Origin of the sequence: Promicromonospora aerolata (genome assembly GCF_042682255.1) — a bacterium.
GTDB classification, from domain to species: domain Bacteria; phylum Actinomycetota; class Actinomycetes; order Actinomycetales; family Cellulomonadaceae; genus Promicromonospora; species Promicromonospora aerolata.
Genome location: NZ_JBHUHF010000001.1, coordinates 1,805,758 through 1,829,675, shown reverse-complemented (window position 1 = coordinate 1,829,675; position 23,918 = coordinate 1,805,758). Strand labels below are relative to the sequence as shown.

22 protein-coding genes are annotated in these 23,918 nt (G+C 72.8%); 11 read left to right on the top strand and 11 right to left on the bottom strand.

Translation table 11 applies throughout. The features are described from left to right. Nucleotides 1-23 precede the first annotated feature (23 nt). Nucleotides 24-1,616: an MFS transporter gene (locus ACFSL2_RS08300; protein ID WP_377197401.1), complete on the top strand. Its 1,593-nt coding sequence runs from the start codon at nt 24-26 to the stop codon at nt 1,614-1,616. On the opposite strand, the gene ACFSL2_RS08295 is transcribed toward ACFSL2_RS08300, so the two are convergent. From ACFSL2_RS08295 to ACFSL2_RS08270, 6 genes are all read right to left on the bottom strand, one after another. Further along, nucleotides 1,549-2,832, bottom strand: coding sequence for an MFS transporter (locus tag ACFSL2_RS08295; protein ID WP_377197400.1), 1,284 nt, complete (start codon nt 2,830-2,832; stop codon nt 1,549-1,551). The two genes, ACFSL2_RS08300 and ACFSL2_RS08295, sit on opposite strands and share 68 nt — an antisense overlap. Before the next feature lie 39 nt (nt 2,833-2,871). Further along, a complete protein-coding gene (locus tag ACFSL2_RS08290; protein ID WP_377197399.1) occupies nt 2,872-3,336 on the bottom strand; it encodes a hypothetical protein in 465 nt (154 codons plus the stop codon). Nucleotides 3,337-3,429: 93 nt separating this feature from the next. Next, nucleotides 3,430-3,933, bottom strand: a complete 504-nt coding sequence (locus ACFSL2_RS08285) for a GNAT family N-acetyltransferase (RefSeq protein WP_377197398.1) — start codon at nt 3,931-3,933, stop codon at nt 3,430-3,432. 74 nt (nt 3,934-4,007) lie between these two features. Continuing rightward, nucleotides 4,008-4,328, bottom strand: a complete 321-nt coding sequence (locus ACFSL2_RS08280) for an AzlD domain-containing protein (protein ID WP_377197397.1) — start codon at nt 4,326-4,328, stop codon at nt 4,008-4,010. Beyond that, the gene (locus ACFSL2_RS08275) at nt 4,325-5,059 is read right to left on the bottom strand and encodes an AzlC family ABC transporter permease (RefSeq protein WP_377197396.1); all 735 of its coding nucleotides are present in this window, start codon (nt 5,057-5,059) and stop codon (nt 4,325-4,327) included. Before ACFSL2_RS08275 ends, ACFSL2_RS08280 begins: the two co-directional genes overlap by 4 nt. Before the next feature lie 61 nt (nt 5,060-5,120). Continuing rightward, complete coding sequence (locus tag ACFSL2_RS08270; RefSeq protein WP_377197395.1) at nt 5,121-6,593, bottom strand: NAD-dependent succinate-semialdehyde dehydrogenase; 1,473 nt, start codon at nt 6,591-6,593, stop codon at nt 5,121-5,123. 104 nt (nt 6,594-6,697) lie between these two features. Here ACFSL2_RS08270 and rraA point away from each other — a divergent pair, with 104 nt between their 5' ends. From rraA to ACFSL2_RS08250, 4 genes are read left to right on the top strand one after another with little or no spacing between them, the layout of a single operon-like run. After that, nucleotides 6,698-7,162: a ribonuclease E activity regulator RraA gene (gene rraA, locus ACFSL2_RS08265; RefSeq protein WP_377197394.1), complete on the top strand. Its 465-nt coding sequence runs from the start codon at nt 6,698-6,700 to the stop codon at nt 7,160-7,162. Continuing rightward, complete coding sequence (locus tag ACFSL2_RS08260; protein ID WP_377197393.1) at nt 7,159-7,368, top strand: hypothetical protein; 210 nt, start codon at nt 7,159-7,161, stop codon at nt 7,366-7,368. Before rraA ends, ACFSL2_RS08260 begins: the two co-directional genes overlap by 4 nt. 27 nt (nt 7,369-7,395) lie before the next feature. After that, nucleotides 7,396-8,385 (top strand): 4-hydroxy-tetrahydrodipicolinate synthase, encoded by a 990-nt coding sequence (gene dapA, locus ACFSL2_RS08255; protein WP_377197392.1) that lies wholly within the window; start codon nt 7,396-7,398, stop codon nt 8,383-8,385. A 37-nt stretch (nt 8,386-8,422) separates the two neighbouring features. Then, nucleotides 8,423-10,108: a ribonuclease J gene (locus ACFSL2_RS08250; RefSeq protein ID WP_377197391.1), complete on the top strand. Its 1,686-nt coding sequence runs from the start codon at nt 8,423-8,425 to the stop codon at nt 10,106-10,108. Between the two features lie 98 nt (nt 10,109-10,206). Here the strand turns inward: ACFSL2_RS08250 and ACFSL2_RS08245 are convergent, their stop codons facing one another. Next, a complete protein-coding gene (locus ACFSL2_RS08245; protein WP_377197390.1) occupies nt 10,207-11,025 on the bottom strand; it encodes an SDR family NAD(P)-dependent oxidoreductase in 819 nt (272 codons plus the stop codon). An 87-nt stretch (nt 11,026-11,112) separates the two neighbouring features. On the opposite strand from ACFSL2_RS08245, the gene ACFSL2_RS08240 reads away from it, so the two are divergent. Both ACFSL2_RS08240 and ACFSL2_RS08235 read left to right on the top strand, forming a co-directional pair. Then, on the top strand, nt 11,113-11,532 hold the full coding sequence (locus ACFSL2_RS08240) for a MarR family winged helix-turn-helix transcriptional regulator (RefSeq protein ID WP_377197389.1): 420 nt from the start codon (nt 11,113-11,115) through the stop codon (nt 11,530-11,532). 132 nt (nt 11,533-11,664) lie between these two features. Beyond that, nucleotides 11,665-12,321 carry a DUF998 domain-containing protein gene (locus ACFSL2_RS08235; protein WP_377197388.1) on the top strand — a complete coding sequence of 219 codons (657 nt, stop codon included), beginning with the start codon at nt 11,665-11,667 and terminating at the stop codon, nt 12,319-12,321. Between the two features lie 53 nt (nt 12,322-12,374). Here ACFSL2_RS08235 and ACFSL2_RS08230 read toward each other — a convergent pair whose 3' ends face one another. Together ACFSL2_RS08230 and ACFSL2_RS08225 are read right to left on the bottom strand one after the other, a co-directional pair. Beyond that, on the bottom strand, nt 12,375-14,678 hold the full coding sequence (locus ACFSL2_RS08230; RefSeq protein WP_377197387.1) for a hypothetical protein: 2,304 nt from the start codon (nt 14,676-14,678) through the stop codon (nt 12,375-12,377). After that, nucleotides 14,675-16,516, bottom strand: coding sequence for an HSP90 family protein (locus ACFSL2_RS08225; protein ID WP_377197386.1), 1,842 nt, complete (start codon nt 16,514-16,516; stop codon nt 14,675-14,677). The genes ACFSL2_RS08230 and ACFSL2_RS08225 overlap by 4 nt, the downstream gene beginning before the upstream one ends. Nucleotides 16,517-16,671: 155 nt before the next feature. Between ACFSL2_RS08225 and ACFSL2_RS08220 the strand changes: the two genes are divergently transcribed. Both ACFSL2_RS08220 and add read left to right on the top strand, forming a co-directional pair. Beyond that, entirely contained in the window at nt 16,672-17,505 is an 834-nt protein-coding gene (locus tag ACFSL2_RS08220; protein WP_377197385.1) for a DUF4328 domain-containing protein, read from the top strand. 32 nt (nt 17,506-17,537) lie between these two features. Beyond that, entirely contained in the window at nt 17,538-18,551 is a 1,014-nt protein-coding gene (gene add / locus ACFSL2_RS08215; RefSeq protein WP_377197384.1) for an adenosine deaminase, read from the top strand. Nucleotides 18,552-18,589: 38 nt separating this feature from the next. On the opposite strand, the gene ACFSL2_RS08210 is transcribed toward add, so the two are convergent. Next, a complete protein-coding gene (locus tag ACFSL2_RS08210; RefSeq protein WP_377197383.1) occupies nt 18,590-19,177 on the bottom strand; it encodes a TetR/AcrR family transcriptional regulator in 588 nt (195 codons plus the stop codon). Between the two features lie 95 nt (nt 19,178-19,272). Between ACFSL2_RS08210 and ACFSL2_RS08205 the strand changes: the two genes are divergently transcribed. Together ACFSL2_RS08205 and ACFSL2_RS08200 are read left to right on the top strand one after the other, a co-directional pair. After that, nucleotides 19,273-19,683, top strand: coding sequence for a hypothetical protein (locus ACFSL2_RS08205; protein WP_377197382.1), 411 nt, complete (start codon nt 19,273-19,275; stop codon nt 19,681-19,683). 313 nt (nt 19,684-19,996) lie between these two features. Next, nucleotides 19,997-22,588 (top strand): FtsK/SpoIIIE family DNA translocase, encoded by a 2,592-nt coding sequence (locus ACFSL2_RS08200; protein ID WP_417629350.1) that lies wholly within the window; start codon nt 19,997-19,999, stop codon nt 22,586-22,588. Here the strand turns inward: ACFSL2_RS08200 and ACFSL2_RS08195 are convergent. Further along, on the bottom strand, nt 22,558-23,874 hold the full coding sequence (locus ACFSL2_RS08195) for a CapA family protein (RefSeq protein WP_377197380.1): 1,317 nt from the start codon (nt 23,872-23,874) through the stop codon (nt 22,558-22,560). The two genes, ACFSL2_RS08200 and ACFSL2_RS08195, sit on opposite strands and share 31 nt — an antisense overlap. Nucleotides 23,875-23,918 lie beyond the last annotated feature (44 nt).

Below are 23,918 nucleotides of genomic sequence, written 5' to 3'. Positions count from 1 at the left end.
CGCAGGAAAGGGCGCGGTCCACGGTGCCCCGCGGCCGCGAGAGGGCCGTCACCTGCGACCTTGGTCACGATCGACCGCTGAGGGTAGAGCGCACCCGGAGCCGGTTGTTTGAATTGTCGCCGCTGCGACCGGGGTACGGCCGCAGCGATCTCCCTGACTTGAAAGTTCTTGTGCTCCTCCCTGCCTTTGTCAGCGCGCGGCTCCGCGCGCTGCGTGTGAAGCCCGTAGCTGCTGACCCTGCTTCCCGCCCTTCCCCGTGGCGTGCACTGCGCCATCCCGCGATGCGTCTCTGGACCGGTGCCAACCTCGTCTCGAGCGCCGGCACGTGGATGCAGATGACCGTCCAGAACCTCCTCGTCCTGCAGATCACGGGCTCTCCCGCTGCGACCGGGCTCTCGCTGGCGGTCCAGGCCGCGCCCGGCCTGCTCTTCGGCGTCGCCGGTGGCGCGGTCGTGGACCGGTGGCCCCGCAAGCTGGTCGTGGCCGTGAGCCAGGCCGTGCTCGGCCTGATCGCCCTCACGACCGCGCTCCTCGTCGGCCTCGACGTGCTCAACCTGCCGCTCCTCCTGGCGCTCTCGGCCGTCACCGGCCTCGTGGCCGCGGTGGACGGCCCCGCGACCTCGCTGCTCGGCAACGACCTGGTCGCACCCGACGACGTGCCCTCCGCCATCGGACTCGGCTCCGTGACGAACAGCGTGGGCCGGCTGGCCGGTGTCGGCGTGGCCGGTGGCCTGCTCGCCTTCACGGGGCCCGCTGCCGCGTACCTGATCAACGGTGTCTCGTTCCTGGCGGTCGCCGCACTGGTGCCGTTCCTGCGGCTGTACTGGCGGAGTCTCGAGGACGCCCTGCCCGTGGCGGCCGAGCCGGCGCCGCCCGAGTCGGCGGCGCCGCCCGCCGAGGCCCAGGCCGTGGCCGAGGCCGTGGCCGAGGCCGAGGCTGAGCCCCGGGCGGGCTCGCTGGACGGCGTCAGGTACTTCCTGAGCCGCCCGCGCCTGGTCGCCCTGCTGGCGGTCACGGCGGTGAGCGCGGTGTTCGGGCGCAACTACTCGCTCACGCTCGCCGTGCTCGTCACCGGTGCGCTCGCCGGCACCACCCAGGACTTCGCGACCGTCGCAGCGGTGCTGGCGGTCGGCGGCATCGTCGGGGCGTTCTTCGCCGGCCGCCTGCGCAAGCCGTCGGTGCGGATCGTGGCGGTCCTCGCGGCGGGCGGTGCGCTGCTCCAGGTGCTCGCCGGACTCTCGCCCACCTTCGCCCTGCTGCTGGTGGTCGTCGCACCCATGGCGGTGCTGGAGTCGCTCTCGGACACCGCCGGGGCGACGGTGCTGCAGACCGACCCGCCCGCCGCCATGCGTGGCCGGGTGCTGGGCGTCTGGCGCAGCGCGAGCACCGCCTGGGGCCTGGCCGGTCCGCCGCTCCTCGGTCTGCTGATGGAGCTGATCGGCGTGCGGGGCGCTCTCGTGGCGGGTGGGCTCTTCGTCCTGGCCGTCATCGTGGCGGGCGCGGTCCGTGAGCGGGTCCGCACGGCCCGGCGTCAGGCGGGGTCGACCGTCAGGCCGGTGCCTCTGCGTCCGGGTGCGTCGGCACCCAGCGCACCAGCACCAGCACGAGCCCGATGATGAGCAGCGCCGACGTCAGCATGAACGGATAGGTGCGGTCGATCCCGGACAGCCAGCCCGAGATCCAGCCGAACGGCGCAGCGGCGAGCATGATGCACGTGCGCTGGAGTGCCATCACGCGCGAGCGCTCGGCCTGGTCCACGTGCAGCGCGACGAGCGACTCCGAGAGCATGAACAGCATGCCCGCACCGAAGCTGTCCAGCAGCAGGCACAGGCCGAGGAACGCATACGTCGATGGTGTCGCGGCGCCGTCGGACGCAGGGATCGTGACCAGCACGAGCTGCCCGGCGAGGTGGACCCCGAATCCCCACACCGTGGCGCGCCTGAGGTCGACGGCGGTGGTCAGGAGCGGGATGAGCGTGAAGAAGAAGACCACCGACAGCACCGAGCGGACCATCGGGAAGAAGGGCAGCAGCGCGTCCGGTACGTGCAGGTGCTGGCTGGCCACCACCTGCCAGAACGTGCCGTTGACCAGCGTGACCGAGGCGACCAGCGCGGCCACGGCCAGCGCGAGCAGCGACCCGCGCGAGCGCAGCAGCAGCCCGAGGACGCCGCGGTACCCGGCCAGCAGGCGCCACACGCTCTGCCGCCGGGTGGCGGCCATACGGACGGCGCCCTGGCGGGTCTCCCTCGACCACAGGTAGAGCCAGACGATCTTCGCGGTCATCACGACCGCCGCGTTGACGTACAGGATGCGGACTGCCGGCTCGAGCCCCAGCTGGGCGACCAGGACGGCCGCCAGCGGCGCGAACAGGGCCGAGCAGTCGGCCGCGACCTTCACCAGCGAGTAGATCCGGGTGAGCTGGCCCCGCTCGGCGTCCTCGACCATGAGGCAGTCCCACGAGTTCTGCGTGACCTGCAGGGCGCCGTTCACGAGCGACGCCGCCAGGAAGAACCAGAAGTTCTCCGCGAACGCCCACAGCAGGCACGGGATCACCCAGGCGATCACGTCGAACCAGGCCGTCGTGGCGCGCCGGCCGAGCCGGTCGGTGATGATGCCGCCGGCCAGACCGAAGACGACCTGGGAGAGCATGGCGACGGTCGCGAGGAAGCCGATCTGCGCGTCGTGCAGGCCCAGCGCCAGCATGAACACGGACGCGTACGGCAGCACCAGGGCCATGGACAGCCCCCACAGCGGCTCGGTCCACACGCAGGCGCGAGGGTTGCCGCGGAGCTCGACCAGGGTCCGCCAGAGCGGGTTGCGGGTGCGGTTCACCGGGCTAGTGAAGCACCTCCGCAGCCCTGGTCGAGACCGTCAGTCGCCGAGGCTCGTCCAGCAGTACAGCCCGTGTCCCAGGTCGGCCGCGCGGGCGGCGAGGGCTGCGAGGGGCAGCAGCGCGGCGAGGTGCTGCCGGGGGACGGGCGGCATCGCGGTGGTGGACCACACGCGGGCCGCCTCGGCCAGACGGGCGGGACCGGCGGAGGCGAGGTCGTCGGCGAGATCCTGCGCGACGGTCACGATCCACGGGCCCTCGTCGCCTCCGCTGCCGACGAGCGTTCCATGCCGTGGGTGCGCCGTGACCTCACCGTACGGTCGCCCGGACAGCACGCCGGCGAGCCCGCCGAGCGTGACGAACGGGTCCATCGACGGCACCGCCACGGCGTCGAAGGGTGGTTGTCCGGTGGTCTGGTCGGGTTCGGTCGGCCCGCCGGACGTGTGGAGCGCCGTCGCCGCCACCTCATCGGTCGGTGCGGCGAAGTACTCCGTGCGTATTCCCATGCTGCTGATGGTCGCAAGGCCGTGTCACGGGACTGTCACGCGGGCGTGAAACCTTGAGTTCGCCGTGCGCGCGGCAGCCGCGCCGCGCCGAGGTCAGATCTGGGCGGACCAGCGGTGCTCGACGATCTCGCGGGCGCCCGTCGCGAGCGTGCGGCTGCGGCCGTCCTCGCCGAGTCCGCTCGCCTCGAGGAAGGCGGCGCGTGCGGTGTCGTCCACGAGAGACCAGGTGGTCACGGTCTCGGCACCGTCCGCGCGGAGGCGGTCGACGGCGGCTGCCAGCAGGCGGGAGCCGTGCCCGGCCCGCTGCGCCTCGGGCAGTACCTCGAGCGACAGCACCTGTCCGGGGGAGACGGCGGCGAAACCCACCACGTCCGGCCCGTCGAGCGCTACGAAGACCGCGAACCCGGGCCCCGGCGGCGAGCTGATCGCCGACGACCAGCGCTCCCGCATGGCCGGGACGTCGAGCGCCTCCATGACGCCTTCGCCGAGCACCCCGGTGGAGCGCCAGGCGGCCACCTGGACCTCGGTCACGGGGCCCTCGTCGCCGGCGACGGCTGGGCGGACGGATACGTCGGCAGTCTCACGAAACAGGGCCACCTGGCCACCCTAGCTGCCGGTGCGGCCGATGCCGCCGGTGCGGCTGCCCGCCGGCGACCGGCCGCCGGGGCGGCTCACCCCCAGCCGAGCGCGCGCAAGCCGGCGGCCGTGCCCGCGGCGAGCACCACCACCAGGATGAACGGGGCTCGCAGCGCGAGCGCCAGTGCGGCGACCGCCAACGCGGGGACGCGCGCGTCCACGGTCAGGGCGCGTCCGTCGGCGAAGCCCTGGACGACGACCAGCGACACGAGGAGCGCCACGGTCACGAGCGTGGTGATGCGGGCGACGCGCTCGGACGCTAGCCAGGACCGGGGGATGAGGTGCCCGCCGAGCTTGAGGGCGTAGCAGGCCAGGGACGCGACCAGCACGGTGACCCAGATCGCGGTGGTGGTCATCGGACGGACTCCTTCTCGGACTCGGACTCGGGCTCGGAGTCGGGCTCGGGCACGGCGGTCGGCGTGACCAGCCCGACGACGACGGCCACCGCGGCCGCGGCGAGCACCGGGATGCCTGGTGGCACGAACGGGATCAGTGCGGCGGTGGCCATGACGGCGAGCCCCGCCACCAGCTGGGCGCGGCGCGGTGCGAGCCGCGGCCACACGAGGGCGAGGAACGCGGCGGCCGCGGCGGCGTCGAGCCCCCAGGCACGCGGGTCGCCGAGCGCGTCGCCGGCGAGCGCGCCGAGGAGCACGAACGTGTTCCAGAGCACGAAGACGCCGACGCCCGTGACCCAGAACCCGATCCGGGACGCGGTCCGTTCGGGCTGGGCCACGGCGACCGCCGTCGACTCGTCGATGGTGAGGTGGGCGGCGGCGAGCCGGCGCCAGCCGCGCACCTCGAGCAGGGGCGAGACCACCGCGCCGTACAGGGTGTTGCGCAGGCCGAGCAGGGTGGCGGTGGCGACAGCGGCGACGGGGGTACCTGCCGCGCCGATGACGCCGACGAGGGCGAACTGCGAGCCGCCGGAGAACAGGAGCAGGCTCAGGGCCATCGTCGGGCCGAGACCGACGCCGGCCGCGACCGACAGGGCGCCGAACGAGATGCCGTACAGACCGGTCGCCACCGAGACGCTCACACCCTGGCGGACGGCGGCGCGGGCCGCCGGGTTGGTGGGAAGGACGTTCACGTCGTGAGGCTACGTCGTCCGCGGTGCGGTACGGCAGCCGTGCCCGCCGTCCGGACGGGGGCTACAGGGCGACGTACACCGTCTCCTGGTACTCCTCCATGCCGGCCTCCCCGCCCTCGCGGCCCAGCCCCGAGGCCTTGACGCCGCCGAACGGTGCGCTCGCGTCGGACACCAGGCCCCGGTTGATGCCGATCATCCCGGCCTCGATCTCGTCCATGGCGCGCTGCGCCCGGGCCAGCGACGTCGTGTAGGCGTACGCCGCCAGGCCGAACGGGGTGCCGTTGGCCAGCTCGTACGCCTCGTCGTCGGACCCGAAGGCGACGATCGGGGCGACCGGCCCGAAGATCTCCTCCGTCACGATCCGCTCGTCGGCGCCGATGCCGGTGAGCACCGTGGGTTCGAAGAAGTGGCCCGGGCGGTCGAGGCGTGCGCCACCCGTCAGGACCTGGGCGCCGTGCGTGACGGCGTCGTCGACCAGGCCGGTGACCTTCTCCACCGCCGCCTCGTTGATGAGGGGGCCCACCTCGGCGCCGGGCTGCGTGCCCGGTGCGGTCACCTTGGCCCCCACGGCCGTGGCGAGCTTCTCCGCGAAGGTGTGCACCACCGCGTCGTGCACGAGGAAGCGGTTGGCGGCCACGCACGACTGGCCGGAGTTGCGCAGCTTCGCGATCAGCGCGCCCTCGACGGCGGCGTCGATGTCGGCGTCCTCGAACACGATGAACGGTGCGTTGCCGCCCAGCTCCATCGAGCTGCGGAGCACGTTCTTCGCGGCCTGTTCGAGCAGGGCGGAGCCCACCCGGGTGGAGCCGGTGAACGAGACCTTGCGCAGCCGGGGGTCCTCGAACAGCGGCCCGGTGACCGGACCCGCCTGCGTGGTCGGGACCACGTTGACGATGCCGGTCGGCAGGCCGCGCGCCTCCGCCTCGGAGCGGATGATCTCCGCGACGAGAAGAGTGGTCATGGGCGTGAGGGCGGCCGGCTTGATCACCACGGTGCACCCGGCGGCCAGCGCCGGGGCGATCTTGCGGGTCGCCATGGCGATGGGGAAGTTCCAGGGCGTGATCAGCAGGGTGGGGCCCACCGGCCGGCGGCTCACGTACTGCTTGTTGGTGCCCGACGGCGCGGTGCGCACCAGGCCGTCGGCGCGCACGGCCTGCTCGGCGAACCAGCGCAGGAACTCGGCGCCGTAGACCACCTCGGCACGCGCCTCGGCCAGCGGCTTCCCCGCCTCGGCCGTGATGAGCGCGGCGATGTCGTCCGCGCGCGCCGTCAGGCGGTCGAAGACGGCGTGCAGCAGGGCGGAGCGCTCGCGGGGCGGCACGGCGCGCCAGGCCGGGGCGGCGGCGTGCGCGGCGTCCAGGGCCCGCACGGCGTCGGCAGGGGTGGCGTCGGCGACGTCGAAGATGGGCTCGGCCGTCGCGGGGTCGGTGACCTCGAACGTGGCGCCGCCCGCCGCCGGGCCCCAGTGCCCGTCGACGAGGAGGCCGGTGGGCAGGTGTGCCACGAGTGCGGGAGAGAGCGTCGTCGCCGTCATATTCCGAGTATCCACGCCCGCGCAACCGCACCGGGGGGAGCGTCGGAAACCGAGTATCGTCTGCCGCACGCCGACGAGCACACCGACGAGACGGGGGATCATCCATGACCGCGACGGCCGACCTGTACGACGAGCACGGTGCGGCGCTCGCCTCCCTCGCCCTGCAGCTGCGCGACCTCGGTGGGATCCGCGTGTTCTCCGGGCCGGTGCGGACGGTGCGGTGCCACGAGGACAACGGCCTGGTCAAGGCGCTGACGCAGACGCCGGGGGAGGGTGCGGTCCTGGTGGTCGACGGCGGTGGCTCGCTCCGCAGCGCCCTCATGGGGGACCGCATCGCGGCCGCTGCGGTCGAGAACGGCTGGGCCGGCGCGATCATCTACGGTGCGGTGCGCGACTCGGCGGCCATCGGCGAGCTGCGGCTCGGGGTGAAGGCGCTCGGCACCAACCCGCGCACGTCGTCGAAGGCGGGCGCCGGCGTGGTGGACGAGGCGGTGGAGATCGGCGGCGTCGTGTTCCGTCCGGGCGCGATGGTGTACGCGGACCAGGACGGCGTGCTGGTCGAACGATGACTCAGCCGCGGCTGGTGCCCCAGCTCGTGGCGGCGCTCGCCGCCTATGCCACGGGGCTGCGCGACGTGGTCCGGCGGCCCGGCGTGCTCCGGCCGGCCAACGACGGCGTCGTCGTGCGGGCCGTCGAGGGCCTGGAGGAGCTCCTCGGACCGGCGCGAGAACCGTCCGAGCAGCCCGGCGGGTCGACGAGCGCGCGAGCCCGGTGACGGGGCGGTAAACGGTACGGTATGCCTATGGTTCTTCCCGCTGACTCCGCGCGCCCGTTCGGCGCGGTCCTGACCGCGATGGTCACCCCGATGACGCCCGACGGCGCCATCGACCTGAAAGCGGCGGCCAAGCTGGCGAAGAAGCTGATCGACGACGGGAACGACGGCCTCGTCCTGTCCGGCACGACCGGTGAGTCCCCGGTGACGCACACCCCCGAGAAGGTGGACCTCGTCGCCGCCGTCGTCGAGGCGGTGGGCGACCGCGCGGCGGTCCTGGCCGGTGCCGGGTCCAACGACACGGCGCACGCGATCCGGATGGCCACGCAGGCCGCGGACGCCGGCGCCGACGGGCTGCTGGTCGTGTCGCCGTACTACTCGCGGCCCACGCAGGAAGGGCTGTACCAGCACTTCGCGGCCGTGGCCGACTCCACCGGGCTGCCCGTCATGCTGTACGACATCCCCGGCAGGTCGGGGGTGCGCATCGCGCCCGAGACATTCGCGCGGATCGCCGAGCACCCCCTGGTCGTGGCCAACAAGGACGCCACGGGCGACGTCTGGTCGGCGGAGCAGCTCATCGAGGCCACCGGTCTCGCCTGGTACTCCGGCGACGACGGGCTGCTGCTGCCCTCCCTGAGCGTGGGTGGAGCCGGCATCGTGTCGGTGTCCGCGCACCTGGTCGGGAAGAAGTTCGCCGAGGTCGTTCGACTGTGGGACGCCGGGGACCACACCGCCGCGCTGCGGGTGTTCCGGACGACGGTGCCGGTCATCAACGCCCTCAACGGAGCCGGCGCGCAGGCCGTGATGGCGAAGGCCGCGCTGCAGGCGCAGGGCGTCCTGGAGCACCGGACCCTGCGGCTGCCGAACGTCGCCGCCAGCGACCACGAGGTGGCCCACCTGCGCGCCATCCTCGTCGCGAGCGGCGTGATCCCCGCGAGCGCGCATCCCATGTCGCCGCCGGAGCTCCCCGAGGACGCCTCGGCCGTCATCGGGCACCCGGCGATCGCCACCCCCCATTAAGAACTTTCTCTGTCAGTAACGAGGCCTTGGAGGCCAAGTGAGTCACCCTCACCCCGAACTGTCCCTGCCCCCCGCACTGCCTGAGGGCGGCCTGCGGGTGGTCGCCCTCGGCGGCCTGGGCGAGGTGGGACGCAACATGGCGGTCCTGGAGCATGCCGGCAAGCTGCTCATCATCGACTGCGGTGTGCTCTTCCCCGAGGACAACCAGCCCGGCGTGGACCTGATCCTGCCGGACTTCGACTACATCAAGGATCGCCTCGACGACATCGAGGCGATCGTGCTGACGCACGGCCACGAGGACCACATCGGTGCGGTGCCGTACCTGCTGCGGCTCCGCAAGGACATCCCGCTGGTCGGCTCGCGGCTCACGCTCGCGTTCATCGAGGCGAAGCTCAAGGAGCACCGCATCAAGCCCTACACCCTCGAGGTGAAGGAAGGGCAGCGCGAGAAGCTCGGCGTCTTCGACTGCGAGTTCGTCGCGGTCAACCACTCCATCCCGGACGCGCTCGCCGTGGCGGTCACCACCGCCGCGGGCACGGTGCTGCACACCGGTGACTTCAAGATGGACCAGCTGCCGCTCGACGGCCGCATCACGGACCTGCGCGCCTTCGCCCGCCTCGGCGAGAAGGGCGTGGACCTCTTCATGGTGGACTCCACCAACGCGGAGGTGCCGGGCTTCGTGACGCCGGAGGCCGAGATCGGGCCGGTGCTGGACGACGTGTTCGCACGCGCGGAGAAGCGCATCATCGTCGCGTCGTTCTCCTCGCACGTGCACCGGGTGCAGCAGGTGCTGCGTGCCGCGCACGCGCACGGCCGGCGCGTGGCCCTCGTGGGCCGTTCGATGGTGCGCAACATGGGCATCGCCGCCGACCTCGGCTACCTCGACGTGCCGCCGGGCGTGCTCATCGACCTGAAGAAGGCCGACTCGCTGCCCGACGACCAGATCGTCTACATGTCCACCGGGTCGCAGGGTGAGCCGATGGCGGCGCTGTCGCGCATGGCCAACGGTGACCACAAGGTGCAGGTGGAGTTCGGCGACACCGTGATCCTGGCGTCGTCGCTCATCCCCGGCAACGAGAACGCGGTGTTCCGCATCATCAACGGCCTCACCCGGCTCGGCGCGCGCGTCGTGCACGGCGGCAACGCCAAGGTGCACGTCTCCGGGCACGCCTCGGCCGGCGAGCTGATGTACTGCTACAACATCCTTCGGCCCAAGAACGTGATGCCGGTGCACGGCGAGGTGCGTCACCTCGTGGCCAACGGCGCGATCGCGGTCCGCACGGGCGTGCCGGCCGACCGGGTGGTGCTCGCGGAGGACGGCGTGGTGGTCGACCTCGTGGACGGCAAGGCGTCCGTCGTCGGTGCCGTGCCCTGCGGGTACGTCTACGTCGACGGCTCGTCGGTCGGTGAGATCACCGAGGCCGAGCTCAAGGACCGCGTGGTCCTGGGCCAGGAGGGCTTCGTGTCCGTCTTCGCCGTCATCGACACGGCCACGGGCAAGGTGCTCGCGCCGCCGCAGGTGCTGGCCCGCGGCATGGCCGAGGACGCCTCGGTGTTCGACAAGGTCATGCCCGAGGTCACCGCGGCGCTCGAGAACGCGATCGCGGGCGGAGCGACCGACACGCACCAGCTGCAGCAGATCATGCGCCGCACCATCGGCCGGTATGTGGCGACGCGTCTGCGTCGCAAGCCGATGATCGTCCCGGTGGTCGTCGAGGCCTGACCGGTCCGGCCCCGGCCGGGGTCGTTGAGAACGGGGTTGTGTGTCTGATCGGGCCGATTAGACGCAGAACCCCGTTCTCGTGAGGGTAGGCGCCACGGTCATGAGGTCGCGTCGACGACCTCGTCCAGGCGCAGCCTGCGATTGAGCGCCCCGGCGATCCGCACGACAGCGGTGCGCGGCAGGAGCCGCGCCGGCCAGGTCATCGAACGGTTCACCGCCCGGCCTGGGTAGGAGACGGCGCGCCGCCGGGCGTAGTCGTCCAGCGTGTGGGCCGCGACCCGTTCCGGTGTGTCGGCCGCGCGGGGGTCGATCATGGCCGTGGTGCCGTCGAAGAAGCCGGTGGCGATCGCGCCGGGGTGCGCGGCCATGACGTGCACCCCGGTTCCCCGCAGCTCCTCGGCCAGCGCCTCCGTGAAGGAGAGCACGAACGCCTTGGTCGCCGCGTAGCTGGCCTGGTAGGGCATGGGCTGGAACGCGGCGGTGGACGAGACGTTGATGATGCCGCCCGACCCGCGCGCGACCAGCTCGCCCCCGATCGCATGCGTCAGGGCGAGGAGCCCGCTGATGTTGAGGCCGACCGTGCCCAGCTGCGCGCCGAGCGGGCGGCGGAGGAACGGGCCCACACTGCCCGCGCCCGCGTTGTTGAGCAGCAGGTCGACGGTCAGACGGCGGTCACGCAGCTCGCGCAGGATCTGCCCGGGGCCGTCAGGGGCGGCGAGGTCGCCGACGACGACCTCGGCGTCCGGGCCGCCGTGCCGTTCCCGGATCTCGGCGACGAGCTCCCGCAGGGGTTCTTCCGAGCGGGACAGCAGGATCAGCCGGGCTCCCCGGCGAGCCAGCTCCAGGGCGTAGGCCCGGCCCAGCCCCTTGGATGCACCGGTGACCAGCACGGCGACGTCGGTGAAGGCATGGCGCACAGATTCTCCTATTGTTTCGAGTCTCGAAGTATTGCGCCAGAACATAGCACGGTACTTCGAGGCTCGAACTATCGGTAGGATGCGGCAATGACCACGCCCGAGCTCACCGCGGTGGTCGCGGCGACCCACGACATCTGGATGCGGACGAACGATCTGATCGGGGAGTCGTTGGCCCAGCACCAGATGACTCCGGCGACGTTCCAGGCGCTGTGGGTCATCGACCCGGACGAGCCGCCGCCCTCGATGAAGGTGATGGCCGAGCGCCTGTACTGCAACGCGCCGAACCTGACCTTCATCAGCAACCAGCTCGTCGACCGAGGGCTGGCGGAGCGTGCGGTGGACCCGGACGACCGCCGCTCCCGCGTGCTCGTGCTGACCGCCAAGGGCCGAGAGGTCCGGGACGAGCTGGTCCGGACCGTGCTGGAGAAGACGCCGCTGGCGGTGCTGTCGGCCGACGAGCTGCGGCAGCTCACCGCTCTGCTGGGACGCGCCGCCCGGCCGAACTGATCCGCACGCCTCGCCGTGTCCGAAGCCCTGCCCCGGGCTCGGTGCACGCTGCGTCGCTCAGTTCCCGGTGCGGCCGTCGTCTATCGAGGAAGATGCCGGCAGCGGGCCGGCGTGACGCCTTCGGAGGACGAGATGGAACAGGACACCGAGTTCGACACGGCGGCCGCGGTGACGCGGTCGATGCTCGGGTGGGGTGTGGTCGCAGGGCCGTTCTACCTGCTCGTCGGGCTGGTCCTGGCCCTCACCCGAGAAGGGTTCGACTTCGCACAGCACCCGCTGAGCGTGCTCATGCTGGGCGACGGCGGCTGGATGCAGGTCACCAACCTGGCCCTGAGCGGTGCGATGGTGCTCGTCGCAGGGATCGGGGCGGCCCGGGCGGGCGCTCGCGGCACGGGGATCGCAGTAGGCGTCTACGGCGCGGCGATGGTCGCGAGCGCGATCTTTCCGCCGGACCCGATGCCCGGATTCCCGCCGGGGCAGGACGGCGCCACGACGATCAGCGTCTCCGGTCTGCTGCACTTCGCGTTCGGCGGCATCGGGTTCACGGCGCTCGCCGTGGCGGCCTTCCTGCTCGGCGGGTGGCTCGCGCGGCACGGTGAGCGCGGCGGCGCGGTCTGGTCGAGGGCTGCCGGTGTCGTGATCCTGGTGGGCTTCGTCGGTGGGGCCGCGCTCGGCCCTGCCGGGATGGGCGGACTGTGGCTGGCCGTGGTCGTCGGCTTCCTCTGGCTGCTGCTCGCGTCGCTGCGCCTCTACCGGGCGGTGCCCCATCCGGAGGTGGCGCGCCGCTGACCGGACGAGGCACCGCACGGACCGGGATCCTGCCCCGTGCGGTGCGCCTCCGGTCAGGCGGTGATCTGGTCGCGGATCCAGCCGGCGTGGCCGCCGAAGCCGCTGAGCTCGTCGTCGGCCTGGATCCTCGCCTCCACCTCCGCGACGAGCTCCAGGCCGCGGACGGCCTCACCGTTCTCGACCGCCAGCTCCGCTGCCAGGAGCGCACTGCGACACCAGCGTGCGATGTCGTCGGAGTCCCGTAGGAGCGACTCGGCCCGGGTCGCCAGCTCCGCCGCCTCGTGCAGCGCGCCCTCGTAGAGGCCGCCGAAGCGAGAGGTCTCCTCGTCCTCGTCGGCGATCACCCGGGCATGCTGTTCGAGGGTCTCGGGCAGCTCCACCCGCAGCTCGGCCAGCTCGTCCGGGTCGGTGGCGTCGGCGAGCGCCGCCTCGCACACGCGCGTCGCCCCGGTCATGATGCGGCTCGCCTCGGCGACGTCGCGGTCGCGAACCGTCCAGGCCCACGCCCGGGTCGCCCGGATCTGGCGCATCGCGTCCCCGACCTCTGCCCAGAGGTCGGCTGCCCGCTCGTAGGCCAGCTCTGCCGACATCGACTCGCCGGCCCTGCCCAGCGCCTCCGCGGCGAGGTTGGCCAGCACCGCATGGTCGGTCTGGTCCGGCCAGTGCTGCGCGACCTGTGCGGCGGCGAGCCAGTGCTTGGCCGCCTCGGCGGGGTCGTGCCTGGTCATGGCACAGTCCCCGAGCCACCAACGGACCTGCACCAGCATGCCGTCGCCGTGCACCTCGGGGGTGGGGTCCAGGTCGGCGAGAGCCTGCTCCAGCACCGGCGCCGCCTCGGCCAGGCGGCCACCGGACATCAGGTACCCGCCCAGCCGGGCCCGGGCGACGACGGCGGTGGGCCGGTCGACCAGGTCCGCCCAGGCGGCTGCCTCCAGCCCGTGGTGCACGGCGCCGGCCAGGTCGTCGTCAGCGGCGAGCACCTCGGCGAGCTGCAGGTGTGCGGCGAGGAGCCACTCGGGTGCGGCGGCATCACCGGCCCGGTCGATCGCGTCCGCCATGCCCGACCGCATTCCGGTGAGGTCCTGGGTCTCGCAGGCCACGTCGTACCGGTCGATGGCCTCGCGGACGCCGGCGGGCATGGCTGCCACCTCCGCCTCGGCATCCTGGCTGTCGCCGGCCGGGTCCTGGTCCGGGGCGGGGGAGTCCGGGGTGGGCGAGTCCGGTACCGGCGGGAGCGCCGTCGGCAGGACTGCGCGCAGGCCGAGCGGCAGCCGGTTCAGCAGCGGCTCGGCGTCCAGGCGTGCCCGGACCCGCTCGCTCACCGCGGTCGTGCCGTTGCGCTCGTCGAACCGGGCGGCCAGCGCGAGCGCCTCCGTCCGCGCGTGGGGGGCCAGCTCGGCGGCGGTCCAGCTGCGGCCCGCCGGACCGGTGACCTGGAGGTCACCACGCCCGAGCACGATCAGCCGGTTCGTGAGGAGAGCCGTCACCGCGAGGTAGTGCATCCGAGGTTCCGGCTCGCGGCCGGTGTCGAAGTAGCCGGGGGTGTCGGCCAGCAGCTCGAGACCACGCGCCTCGTTCCCGGTGAGTGCGCAGAACTCGATGTGCCGGGCCACCGACGGCATCAGGCTCTCCGAACCCTTGACCATCGGATAGCCGCGCAGGTGGTTCGCCCGGGCATCGTCGAGGCGGCCGAGGCGTGCCAGCGGCAGGAGCGAGTGGGACAGCGCACGGTGCGGCTCCTCGGCACACGTCAGCCGGCCGGCCAGCACGGGCTCCCAGTGCTGCAACGCCTTCTCGTCCCCGCCGGTGTCGGCGTAGAAGTCACCCTGCCGCGCCGTCTCGCAGGCGTGGCAGTCGGCCAGCTCGCCGCGGTCGGCGGCGAGCCAGCGGTCGAAGGCACGCTGGGCGCGGCCGGTGTCGCCCAGGTGGTCCGCGACGTAGAACTCGCACATCCGCACGGCCCGCTCGGTGTGCCCGGCGAGGCGGTACCGGTGGTCCATCTCCGCGAGCCAGTTCTCGATGGCCGTCAGGGGCACCTGCGGCAGAGAGAGCATGCCGGTGGTCATCCATTTGAAGTCCCAGAACAGGGAGCGCGTGCTGGAGTGGTCGAAGCGGCTGGGGTCCTGGTCCCAGAGCCGCAGCGCACGGGCGAAGGGGACGAGGGCCTTGGGCCGGTCCGCGCTGAACTCGTAGGCGTTGATCAGGTGGAAGAGTGCGTTGATCTCCGCCTCGGTGCCGAGCTGGGTGGCCTGGTCGAGGATCTTCTCGGCGGCCGCCGCCTGCGACGTCCCGTGGGGACGCTGCCCGTTCTCCCAGATGGCTGCCCGCAGGGTCGCCAGGTCGGTGATCTCGGTCATCGGTTCGTCTCCTGGGGGTGGTCGGGCCGGTCGTCGCGCGTGGTCGGCGTCGCCCACTCCAGCAGCTCGCCGAACGCACGGTTGACGAGCGCCTGGTCGACGGGCCGCAGGGGACGTCTGGCCTGCAGCAGCGACTGCCCGTACAGGGCTTCGGTCGCGACGCCGGTGAGGTCGGTGTCGGGCAGCGCGGCGATGCGCCGCACCAGCGGGTTGAGGTGGTTGAGCACGAGCCGGGCACGTGGTGCCTCGTCGCGCAGGGAGCCGAGGATCCCGGCCCAGAGGTCGTCCGCCTGGCCCTCGGCGTCGGCGCGGGCGCGCTCGTGGCGTGCGGACCGGTCGTCGAGGTGCACCGCGGCGAGGGCGGCCGGATGGAACGCACGCACGACGACGTCGCAGTCCAAGGGGTCGAGCCGGGCGCGGGCGGTGGCGAGGAACGGTGCGAGCGCGAGCTCGGCGGCGGGGTCGAGGTGGTCCAGGTGTGCTGTCACCACCGACGCGTCAAGCTCCTCCACGGCGACGCCGGGACGGGCGAGCGGCAGGGCCTCGACGAGCGCCGCGTCGTAGGTGTATCCACCGTTGACCACGGCCATGCCCTGCGCCGCCGCGATGGCGGAGACCTGGCGGAACTCGTCGACCGTGCGCGTGAAGTGCACGGTCCGGTGCCGGCGTGCGAGGTCGTCGAGCGTGAGCTCCCCCTCCGACGTCTCGAAGGGCAGCCACGGGAGCATGGTGCGCAGCACGCCGTCGTCATGGAGCGCCAGCGCCTTGACGCCCAGGTGGTGCACGGCGAGGAAGCGCCGCAGGCGCTCCGGCGAGGTGGTCGCGAGCTGCGCGAGCCAGTCGCGGACGCGGTCGCCGAGTGCGTCGCGCACCGCGGCGAGGGTCTCGTCCTCGTACAGCTGCTCGCGGCTGGCCGTGGGCCGCAGGGAGTCGGTGTCGAGCACGCACCGCACGAAGAACGCCCAGTCGGGCAGCAGGGTCTCCGCGCGGTCGGTGAGCAGCATGCCCTTGAGGTGCACGCGATGGCCACCGCGCTGCGCCGGGCTGACCACGCCGGGCAGCACGTACGCGACGCCTCGGATACCGACCAGCGGCAGATCGAGCTCGATCGAGTCCAGCGGTGCGAAGCCGAACGTGTCCTGGCAGTACGCCGAGAGCGCGGTGGTCCGTGCCGTGGGGCCGGGGTGCTCGGTCTCCCACGGTGGTCGCCGGCCGGTGATCGGCTCGTCGCCCACCCGGACGTCGTAGGGCAGGAGCGCTCCGAAGTCCGCGGCGAGGTCGGCAACGGTGGAGGCGTCGAACCACTGCTCGCTGCCGTGGCGGGCCTGGAGGTGCACCGTCGTACCGGGCTCGGGGTGTTCGGTGGCGGCCAGGGTGCGCACCGTGTACGAGCCGTCGCCGCGGGCCACCCACTCGACGGGCAGCGCGTCGGGCGTGCGCGCCGAGCGGCTGACGACCCGGATGGTCTCCGCCACGACGAAGCAGGCCAGCAGGCCGATGCCGAACTGGCCGAGGAACTCCTTGCGCGCCTCCTGGAGGCCGTCCCGCTTCGAGCTGCGCCCGATCGTGGCGAGCAGCTGGTGCACCTCGGGCTCGCTGAGCCCGACACCGGAGTCGGTGACGCGCAGCGCCGAGCCGGTCGCCTCGATGCGTACCGTGCCGGGTGCGTCGGGGTCGAGGGCACGCCGCGCCGTGATGGCGTCGACGCCGTTCTGCAGCAGCTCGCGCACGTAGACACGCGGACTGGCGTACAGGTGCTGGGACAACAGGTCGACCAGCCCACGGAGGTCGACCTGGAAAGTGTGCGGGGCTTCCGCCGAGGTCTCTTGCGTCGTCATGGTGCGCGAAATGCTAGTGGCGCACACCGACAGTCCCCAGGAAAGTGTGGTCCGGGCACGGGATCTCTGCCGAGCGTCGCGGGTTCACCCGGCAATCGGTGGCTAACGGACATAGCGGTATGAGTACGGTGTCGGGAACACACCGGAGGCCATTGATGTCCGATCCGCGTATTCCCTACCAGAACGGTGCTGCCCCCTGGGCGGGGCCCGGTCAGCCGGACCGGCCGTCCTATCCGGAACCGCTGGGCAGCCCGGCGCACCCGCAGTCCCCGTACGTCGAACCGTCGCACCCCGAGCACCACACCGGCCAGTACGCCGCGGCGACCGACCAGCGTGCGGTCACCGCCGGGCAGCGCCGAGTGCCCGTCGACGAGGCCTACCCGCCCGCGCGGCGCCGCCCACCGAACAAGCCCCTGCCCGAGCCTCCGGCGGGGTTGGCCGTCGGGGCGATCGTCGCCGCATGCTGCCTGCTCTTCGTCGAGCTGGCCGAGCTGGCGATCCTGCTCGTCACCGGGGGCCGTGCCGAGGCCGCCGCCGGCCTCGAGCTCGGCCTGGGCGTCCGGATCGACCCGAACGGCGGCACCGTGACCCTCCTGTTCGGGCTGGCCGCGTACGTCGCCGCCTGCCTCTGGCTGCAGGCCGGCCGCAGGTTCGCCGAGGCGGCGAACCCCACCGCGCGGTTCACCCACGGCCGGGGCTGGACGTGGTTCGGCTGGCTGGTCCCCGTCGCCTTTCTCTGGATCCCCTTCGTGGTGGTCCGTGACGTCCGCCGCGCCCTCGTCGCCGACGGCGCGCGCCGCGTCGCCCTGGGCCTGTGGTGGCCCTTCTGGCTCCTGGCGAGCCTGCGGGTGTTCACGCCGTCCGCCCAGGACGTGGAGGTCGTCGTCCGGTCCGTCGCCGCCGCTGCCCTGACCATCGCGTTCGTCCACTGGATCCGGATCATCCGCGAGATCACCAGGGCTCAGGAGAAGGCTGCCGGATTCGCCTGAGCGGCGGGGTGGGAGGACGTTAGCCTGCCCGTATGGCCGACCCCGTACCGACGTCCCGCCCACCCCGCGCCGAGCTGCACGTGCACCTCGAGGGCACGCTGGAACCGGACCTGGCGTTCGGGCTGGCTGCCCGCAACGGCGTCACGCTGCCCTACTCCGGCCCGGAGCGCCTGCGTGCCGCCTACGAGTTCGAGGACCTGCAGTCGTTCCTCGACCTGTACACGGCGGGCATGTCGGCGCTGCGCACCGAGGCCGACTTCGCCGAGCTGACCCGTGCCTACCTGGTGCGGGCGGTCCGGGCGGGAGTGCGGCACGCCGAGATCAGCTTCGACCCCCAGGCGCACCTCGCGCGGGGCGTGCCCCTGGAAGCCGTGGTGGGCGGTATCGCGGGCGTCCTGGAGCGCAGCGAGGCCGACCTCGGCATCTCGACCCTGCTCATCGCCGCCTTCCACCGCGACCGGGACAGCGCGGACGCGCTCGACGTCCTGGAGCGTCTGCTCGCGATGGCCGCGCCGATCGTCGGCGTGGGCCTGGACAACGCGGAGGCCGGACACCCGCCCGGCCTCTTCGAGGCCGTCTATGCGCGGGCGGCGCGGGCCGGCCTGCGACTGACCGCGCACGCGGGGGAGGAGGGGCCCGCCGCGTACGTCCGGGAGGCGCTCGACGTGCTGCACGCGGAACGGATCGACCACGGCCTGTCCGTCGTCCAGGACCCGGATCTCGTCGCGCGGGTCGTGGCGCAGCAGATTCCGTTCACGGTGTGCCCCGTGTCCAACGTGCGGCTGCGTGCCGTCCCCAGCCTCGCCGAGCATCCGCTGCCCGCGATGATGGAGGCGGGCATGCTCGTGAGCATCCACTCCGACGACCCGCCGTACTTCGGCGCCTACGTCGACGAGGTCGACGACGCCGTCACGGCGGCCTACGGGCTTACCCGGGACCAGCGAGCGGCGCTCGCGGCGGCGTCGTTCCGCGGGTCCTTCCTTGCGCCGGCCCGGGTGGACGCCTATCTGGCCGAGGTGGAGGCCTGGCGTACGGCCGGCGGCTGACCCGCCCTCGGCGCCGGCGGGTCCGCGGCCGACAGGTGTCAGCCGCCGAGCAGCGCCGACGCCACGGTTGCGGCACCACGGTCGAAGGCGGCCTCGCGCTCGGGCTCGTCGCCGGTCAGCAGGCCCGCGAGCTCGAGCGACACCAGGCCGTGCACCAGGCCCCAGAGGCCGACGGCGGCGTTCAGGACGTGCTCGGGCGGTGCGCCGACGGCGACCCGGGCTACGGCGTCGTGCAGCACCCGGAAGGTGGGGCGGTCGATCGCGGACGTCGGGCCGCTGTCGCCGGGCGACACGGCGCGGTAGAACATGACGCGGTAGAAGTGCGGGTCCGCCAGGGCGAACCGCCGGTAGGCGCCCCCGAGGGCCCGGAGGTCCGTCGCGGGGTCGTCGCTCTGCCCCACGGCGCCCAGGTACTCGGCGAAGCGCCGGAACCCCTCGCCGCTGACGGCCTCGACCAACGCCTCGCGGGAGCCGAAAAGCGCGTAGACCGCGGACGCGCTGGTCCCTGCGGCCGCAGCGACCTTGCGCACGGTGACGGCGCTCTCGCCGTCGGACGAGAGCACCTGCGAGGTGACCTCGAGGAGCCGGGTGCGCAGCGCGTCGTCGTGCAGTCGTGGTCGAGCCATGCCGTGAGTCTAGAAGTCTTGACGGGAGTTTGCGAACGTTGTTTGATAACAGTGTTACGGAACACGGTCGGTGACCCACAGCCCAGGAGGAAGTCGTGCTCGAGCTCTCGGACCCGGCCCGCATCACAGCGGGCATCGTGCTGCTGACCGTCGTCGGCATCGAGTCGGGCGGGTTCTTCCTGCTCAAGGTATTCGGCGGCAAGCTGGTCACCACCGACCTGCAGAAGAGCTTCTACCGGGCGGGCCACGCGCACGCGGGGGTGCTCGTGATCCTCGGCCTGCTCTGCGTGCTCCTGACGGAGGCGACCGCCCTGACCGGCTTCGCGCACTGGCTGGCCGCCACCGGCGTGCTGTGCGCGGCGATCCTCATGCCCGCGGGGTTCTTCTTCTCCGCGATGGGGGCGGGGCGGACGGCCCCCAACCGGGCGGTCGTTCTCATCCCGGTCGGCGCCGTGTTCCTGGGCGCCGGGGTGGTGATGCTGGCGATCGGGCTGCTCCTGGGCTGAGGTCGGGCGGCTGCGGTCGGATCACGCGAGCGCGACAAATCGGGCGACGGCCCGGTCGGGGACACACCGTGAGGGGGTCCTGGGCCGGGCCGTCGTCCGCAGTTACGGTGGCAACATCATGGCGACCCGTACGTCGGCCCGGCGAAGCTCCGGGAAGGGATCCGGGCAGGGCGCGAAGCGTCCCAAGCCCAAGGCCGCAGCGTCGAGACGATCGACTCAGCGCCGGGGGACCACCCGCCCGGCGGCCAAGAGCGCGTCCGCGCCGTCCCGCCCGCCGTGGCCGGTGCGTGCACTACGGGGACTGTGGATGGGCATGGCGCACGCCGTGGGCGGGGCCACCCGTGCCGCCGGGCCGCGGTCCGCACAGGACGGACCGGACGGCGGCGCGCGGGACACGGAGCAGCAGGGAGGACAGGAACTGGAACCGGACCACCGGCGCGACGGCGTCGGCTTCGCGCTGCTCGCCGTGGCGGTGATCGTCGCGGCACGCGAGTGGTGGGGCATCGACGGTGCCTTCGGCGACGGCGTGCACGCGGTGGTCGCCGGCACGTTCGGCGTGGCTGGCGTCGCGCTGCCCGTGCTGCTCGTGTGGCTCGCCTTTCGCGTCATGCGCCATCCCGAGCGCGCCCAGCAGAACGGCCGGGTGGCGATCGGGCTCAGCTTCCTGGTGGTCGCCACGTGCTCCCTGGTGCACATCAGCGCCGACCTGCCCTCACCCGCCGACGGTTTCGTCCCGGTGCAGGACGCCGGCGGGGTGATCGGGTTCCTCTTCGCGACTCCCGTCGTGACCGGCCTGACGCAGTGGTTCGCCATCCCGCTGTACGTCCTGGCCGGGTTCTTCGGTGTCCTCATCGTGACGGCGACGCCGGTGCACCGCATTCCCGCACGGCTGCGCGGCCTGTACGACCGGCTCACGGGGAACCACAGCGAGCCGGTGGCCACGGACAAGGACGGGCTCGCGCTGGCCGATGGCGTGTCGGCGCACGACGGCACCGCCGCCGGCCCGAAGCGGCGCAAGCGGCGTACCAAGCAGGAGATCGCCGCGGAGAAGGAACGACTGGCCGGTTTCGTGGGCGACGAAGCCTTCGAGAAGGCGGCCGAGGTGGAGGCAGCGGAGCGGGCCGCCAAGGCGGGCAAGCTCACGACGCAGCGCATCCCCACCAGCGAGTCGGCAGGCAAGGTCACGGGCGCCCCCGCCATCGGGCCCGGGGTGCTCCGGTCGGACGGCGCGACGGACGGGCCGAAGCCGCCCCAGGCCGGCGAGCCGATGCCGCGTGGCGTGCAGCCCATGCTCGAGGGTGACACGGTCTACCTGCTGCCGGACGAGGAGCTGCTGGTGCAGGGACCGCCGCACAAGGCCCGGTCGGCCGCCAACGACCGTGTGGTCGAGTCGCTCACCGGTGTGTTCGAGCAGTTCGGCGTCGACGCGAAGGTCACCGGCTTCAGCCGTGGCCCGACGGTCACCCGCTACGAGGTCGAGGTGGGCGCGAAGACGAAGGTCGAGCGCATCACGTCCCTGTCCAACAACATCGCGTACGCGGTGGCGAGCGCGGACGTGCGCATCCTGTCGCCCATCCCGGGCAAGTCCGCGATCGGTATCGAGATCCCGAACACCGACCGCGAGACCGTCGTGCTGGGCGACGTGCTCCGCTCGGGCGCCGCGCGGCGGACCGAGCACTCGATGGTGATGGGCGTGGGCAAGGACGTCGAGGGCGGCTACGTGGTGGCGAACCTCGCGAAGATGCCGCACATCCTGGTGGCGGGCGCCACCGGCGCCGGTAAGTCGAGCTTCATCAACTCGATGATCACCTCCATCCTGATGCGTGCCACGCCCGAGCAGGTGCGCCTCATCCTGGTGGACCCCAAGCGCGTGGAGCTCACGATCTACGAGGGCATCCCGCACCTCATCACCCCGATCATCACCAGCCCCAAGAAGGCCGCGGAGGCACTCGACTGGGTGGTGCGCGAGATGGACTCGCGGTACGACGACCTGGCGACGTTCGGCTTCAAGCACATCGACGACTTCAACACGGCCGTCCGCGCCGGCAAGGTCAAGCCGCCGGCGGGCTCCGAGCGGAAGATCGCGCCCTACCCGTACCTCCTCGTGGTCGTCGACGAGCTCGCGGACCTCATGATGGTCGCCCCCCGCGACGTCGAGGCATCGATCCAGCGCATCACGCAGCTCGCGCGCGCCGCGGGCATCCACCTGGTGCTGGCGACCCAGCGCCCGTCCGTCGACGTCGTCACGGGGCTCATCAAGGCGAACGTGCCCTCGCGGCTCGCCTTCGCGACGTCGTCGGTCACGGACTCCCGCGTGGTGCTCGACCAGCCGGGCGCCGAGAAGCTCATCGGCCAGGGCGACGCGCTCTTCCTGCCCATGGGCGCCGCCAAGCCCATGCGGGTCCAGGGCGCCTGGGTCACCGAGTCCGAGGTGCACGAGGTCGTCGAGCACGTCAAGAGCCAGCTCAAGCCCGTGTACCGCGAGGACGTCGCAGCGCCTGCCGCCGCGAAGAAGCAGGTCGACGAGGACATCGGCGACGATCTCGACCTGCTGCTGCAGGCCACGGAGCTCGTGGTCACCACCCAGTTCGGCTCCACGTCCATGCTGCAGCGCAAGCTCCGGGTGGGCTTCGCCAAGGCGGGGCGTCTCATGGACCTGCTGGAGTCGCGCGAGATCGTGGGCCCCTCCGAGGGCTCCAAGGCGCGCGACGTGCTCGTCCTGGCGGACGAGCTGCCGGCGGCGCTCGCCCTCATCCGTGGTGAGCAGCCGCCCCAGGTCTTCGACCAGGCGGAGCCGGAGCACGGAGCCGGCAGCGCCACCGGCGACCAGTACGCCGACGGGACGGACGGCCACATGCCGCCGGTCGCCACGGACTACCACGACGACGCCGAGGCGCTGCGCTGACCCGTCAGGGGATCACTGGGTCCGGGGAGCACGCGCGGGGGCGGGTCGTCACCAGGTTCCGGTGGTCTGCGCTGCTCGCCGGCGATGGTCCCGGCCCCGTCTCGTGCGAGGCGCAGACGCTCTCGGAGCTCCGGGACGGTGAGCTGCCCGCGGCCCGGGTGGGCGAGCGCGTCGCGGGTGCCGCGCAGCCTGTGCCCGGCCGCGAGGTCGACGGTGGTCGCTGCCCAGCGCACCTCCTCGACCCGTGCGGCGCCGCGCGGCGGACTCACGACGTCCGCGACGAGCAGGAGCCCGACGGCCGAGGCCCAGGTCCCGCAGCAGTCCAGCCCCTGGTTCGAGATGAGGTTGCCCAGCCCGTACGCCACCCACATCCCCTCGCCACCCGGGCCGCCGCGCAGCTGCTCGATCGGCTGCGGGACGTGGGCGTGGTGCCCGATGACGAGGTCCACCTGCCCCGATCGGGCCAGGGCCCGTGTCGTCTCGCGCTGGTCCCGGGTGGGCTCCGTGACGTACTCGTGGCCGTCGTGCAGGCTGACGACCACGAGGTCCGCGCCCTCGGCTCGCGCGGTCTCGGCCTGCCGAACGATCCGTCCGGTGTCGATCAGGTCGATGGACCAGTCACCACCCGGTGCGGTGTACCCGTTCAGGTCGTAGGTCGCCGCCAGGTGGGCGACCGTGACGGTGCGGCCGTCCCTGCGCAGCTCGTAGTGCTGGGCGCTGCGCGACTCGTGCCGGTCGCGGGCCGTGCCGACATGACCCATCCCGGCACGGTCGAGCGCCCGCAGCGTGGCGGCGATGCCGGCGTATCCGGCGTCGGCCGCGTGGTTCGACGCCGTCGAGCAGCCGTCCCAGCCCTGCTCGTCCAGGTCCCGGACCAGCTCCCGGGGCGCGGCGAACACCGGGTAGCCCGACGGCGGCGTGCCCCGCGGCGCGACCGGGGACTCGAGATGGCACAGGGCGAGGTCCGCGCGGGCCACCCAGGGGTCGATGCCGGACAGCAGCGGCGAGTAGTCGATCCCCGCCGGTCCGGAGGCGGAGTCGTTGACAGGCCCGTGGGGCAGCACGTCCCCGGCGGCGAGCAGCGTCAGCTCCACGTCCCGAGGTCGGGTCTCCGGGGAGGCCTGCGCCGACTGCCTCGGCGAGGGGGACGTGGTCCCGTTCTCGGTGCTGCTAGGCGTCGGCGCCGGAACGGGTCCGGAGGCGACGACGCAGCTCGCCGGCACGGCGACGAGTGCGCTGGTCAGCGCAGCTGACAGGACGATCCGCAGGGTGCGGGCGGTGCTCACCTCCGGATGCTAGTGCGGGTCGGCCGCTGCGGCGAGCCGCACGG

Excerpts from the sequence above, each read along its gene's own strand:
- ACFSL2_RS08290 (WP_377197399.1), bottom strand. The coding sequence starts at position 3,336 with ATGGGAATACGCACGGAGTACTTCGCCGCACCGACCGATGAGGTGGCG.
- ACFSL2_RS08280 (WP_377197397.1), bottom strand. The coding sequence starts at position 4,328 with ATGACCACCACCGCGATCTGGGTCACCGTGCTGGTCGCGTCCCTGGCC.
- ACFSL2_RS08270 (WP_377197395.1), bottom strand. The coding sequence starts at position 6,593 with ATGACGGCGACGACGCTCTCTCCCGCACTCGTGGCACACCTGCCCACC.
- rraA (WP_377197394.1), top strand. The coding sequence starts at position 6,698 with ATGACCGCGACGGCCGACCTGTACGACGAGCACGGTGCGGCGCTCGCC.
- ACFSL2_RS08260 (WP_377197393.1), top strand. The coding sequence starts at position 7,159 with ATGACTCAGCCGCGGCTGGTGCCCCAGCTCGTGGCGGCGCTCGCCGCC.
- dapA (WP_377197392.1), top strand. The coding sequence starts at position 7,396 with ATGGTTCTTCCCGCTGACTCCGCGCGCCCGTTCGGCGCGGTCCTGACC.
- ACFSL2_RS08240 (WP_377197389.1), top strand. The coding sequence starts at position 11,113 with ATGACCACGCCCGAGCTCACCGCGGTGGTCGCGGCGACCCACGACATC.
- ACFSL2_RS08235 (WP_377197388.1), top strand. The coding sequence starts at position 11,665 with ATGGAACAGGACACCGAGTTCGACACGGCGGCCGCGGTGACGCGGTCG.
- ACFSL2_RS08230 (WP_377197387.1), bottom strand. The coding sequence starts at position 14,678 with ATGACCGAGATCACCGACCTGGCGACCCTGCGGGCAGCCATCTGGGAG.
- ACFSL2_RS08225 (WP_377197386.1), bottom strand. The coding sequence starts at position 16,516 with ATGACGACGCAAGAGACCTCGGCGGAAGCCCCGCACACTTTCCAGGTC.
- ACFSL2_RS08220 (WP_377197385.1), top strand. The coding sequence starts at position 16,672 with ATGTCCGATCCGCGTATTCCCTACCAGAACGGTGCTGCCCCCTGGGCG.
- add (WP_377197384.1), top strand. The coding sequence starts at position 17,538 with ATGGCCGACCCCGTACCGACGTCCCGCCCACCCCGCGCCGAGCTGCAC.
- ACFSL2_RS08210 (WP_377197383.1), bottom strand. The coding sequence starts at position 19,177 with ATGGCTCGACCACGACTGCACGACGACGCGCTGCGCACCCGGCTCCTC.
- ACFSL2_RS08200 (WP_417629350.1), top strand. The coding sequence starts at position 19,997 with ATGGCGCACGCCGTGGGCGGGGCCACCCGTGCCGCCGGGCCGCGGTCC.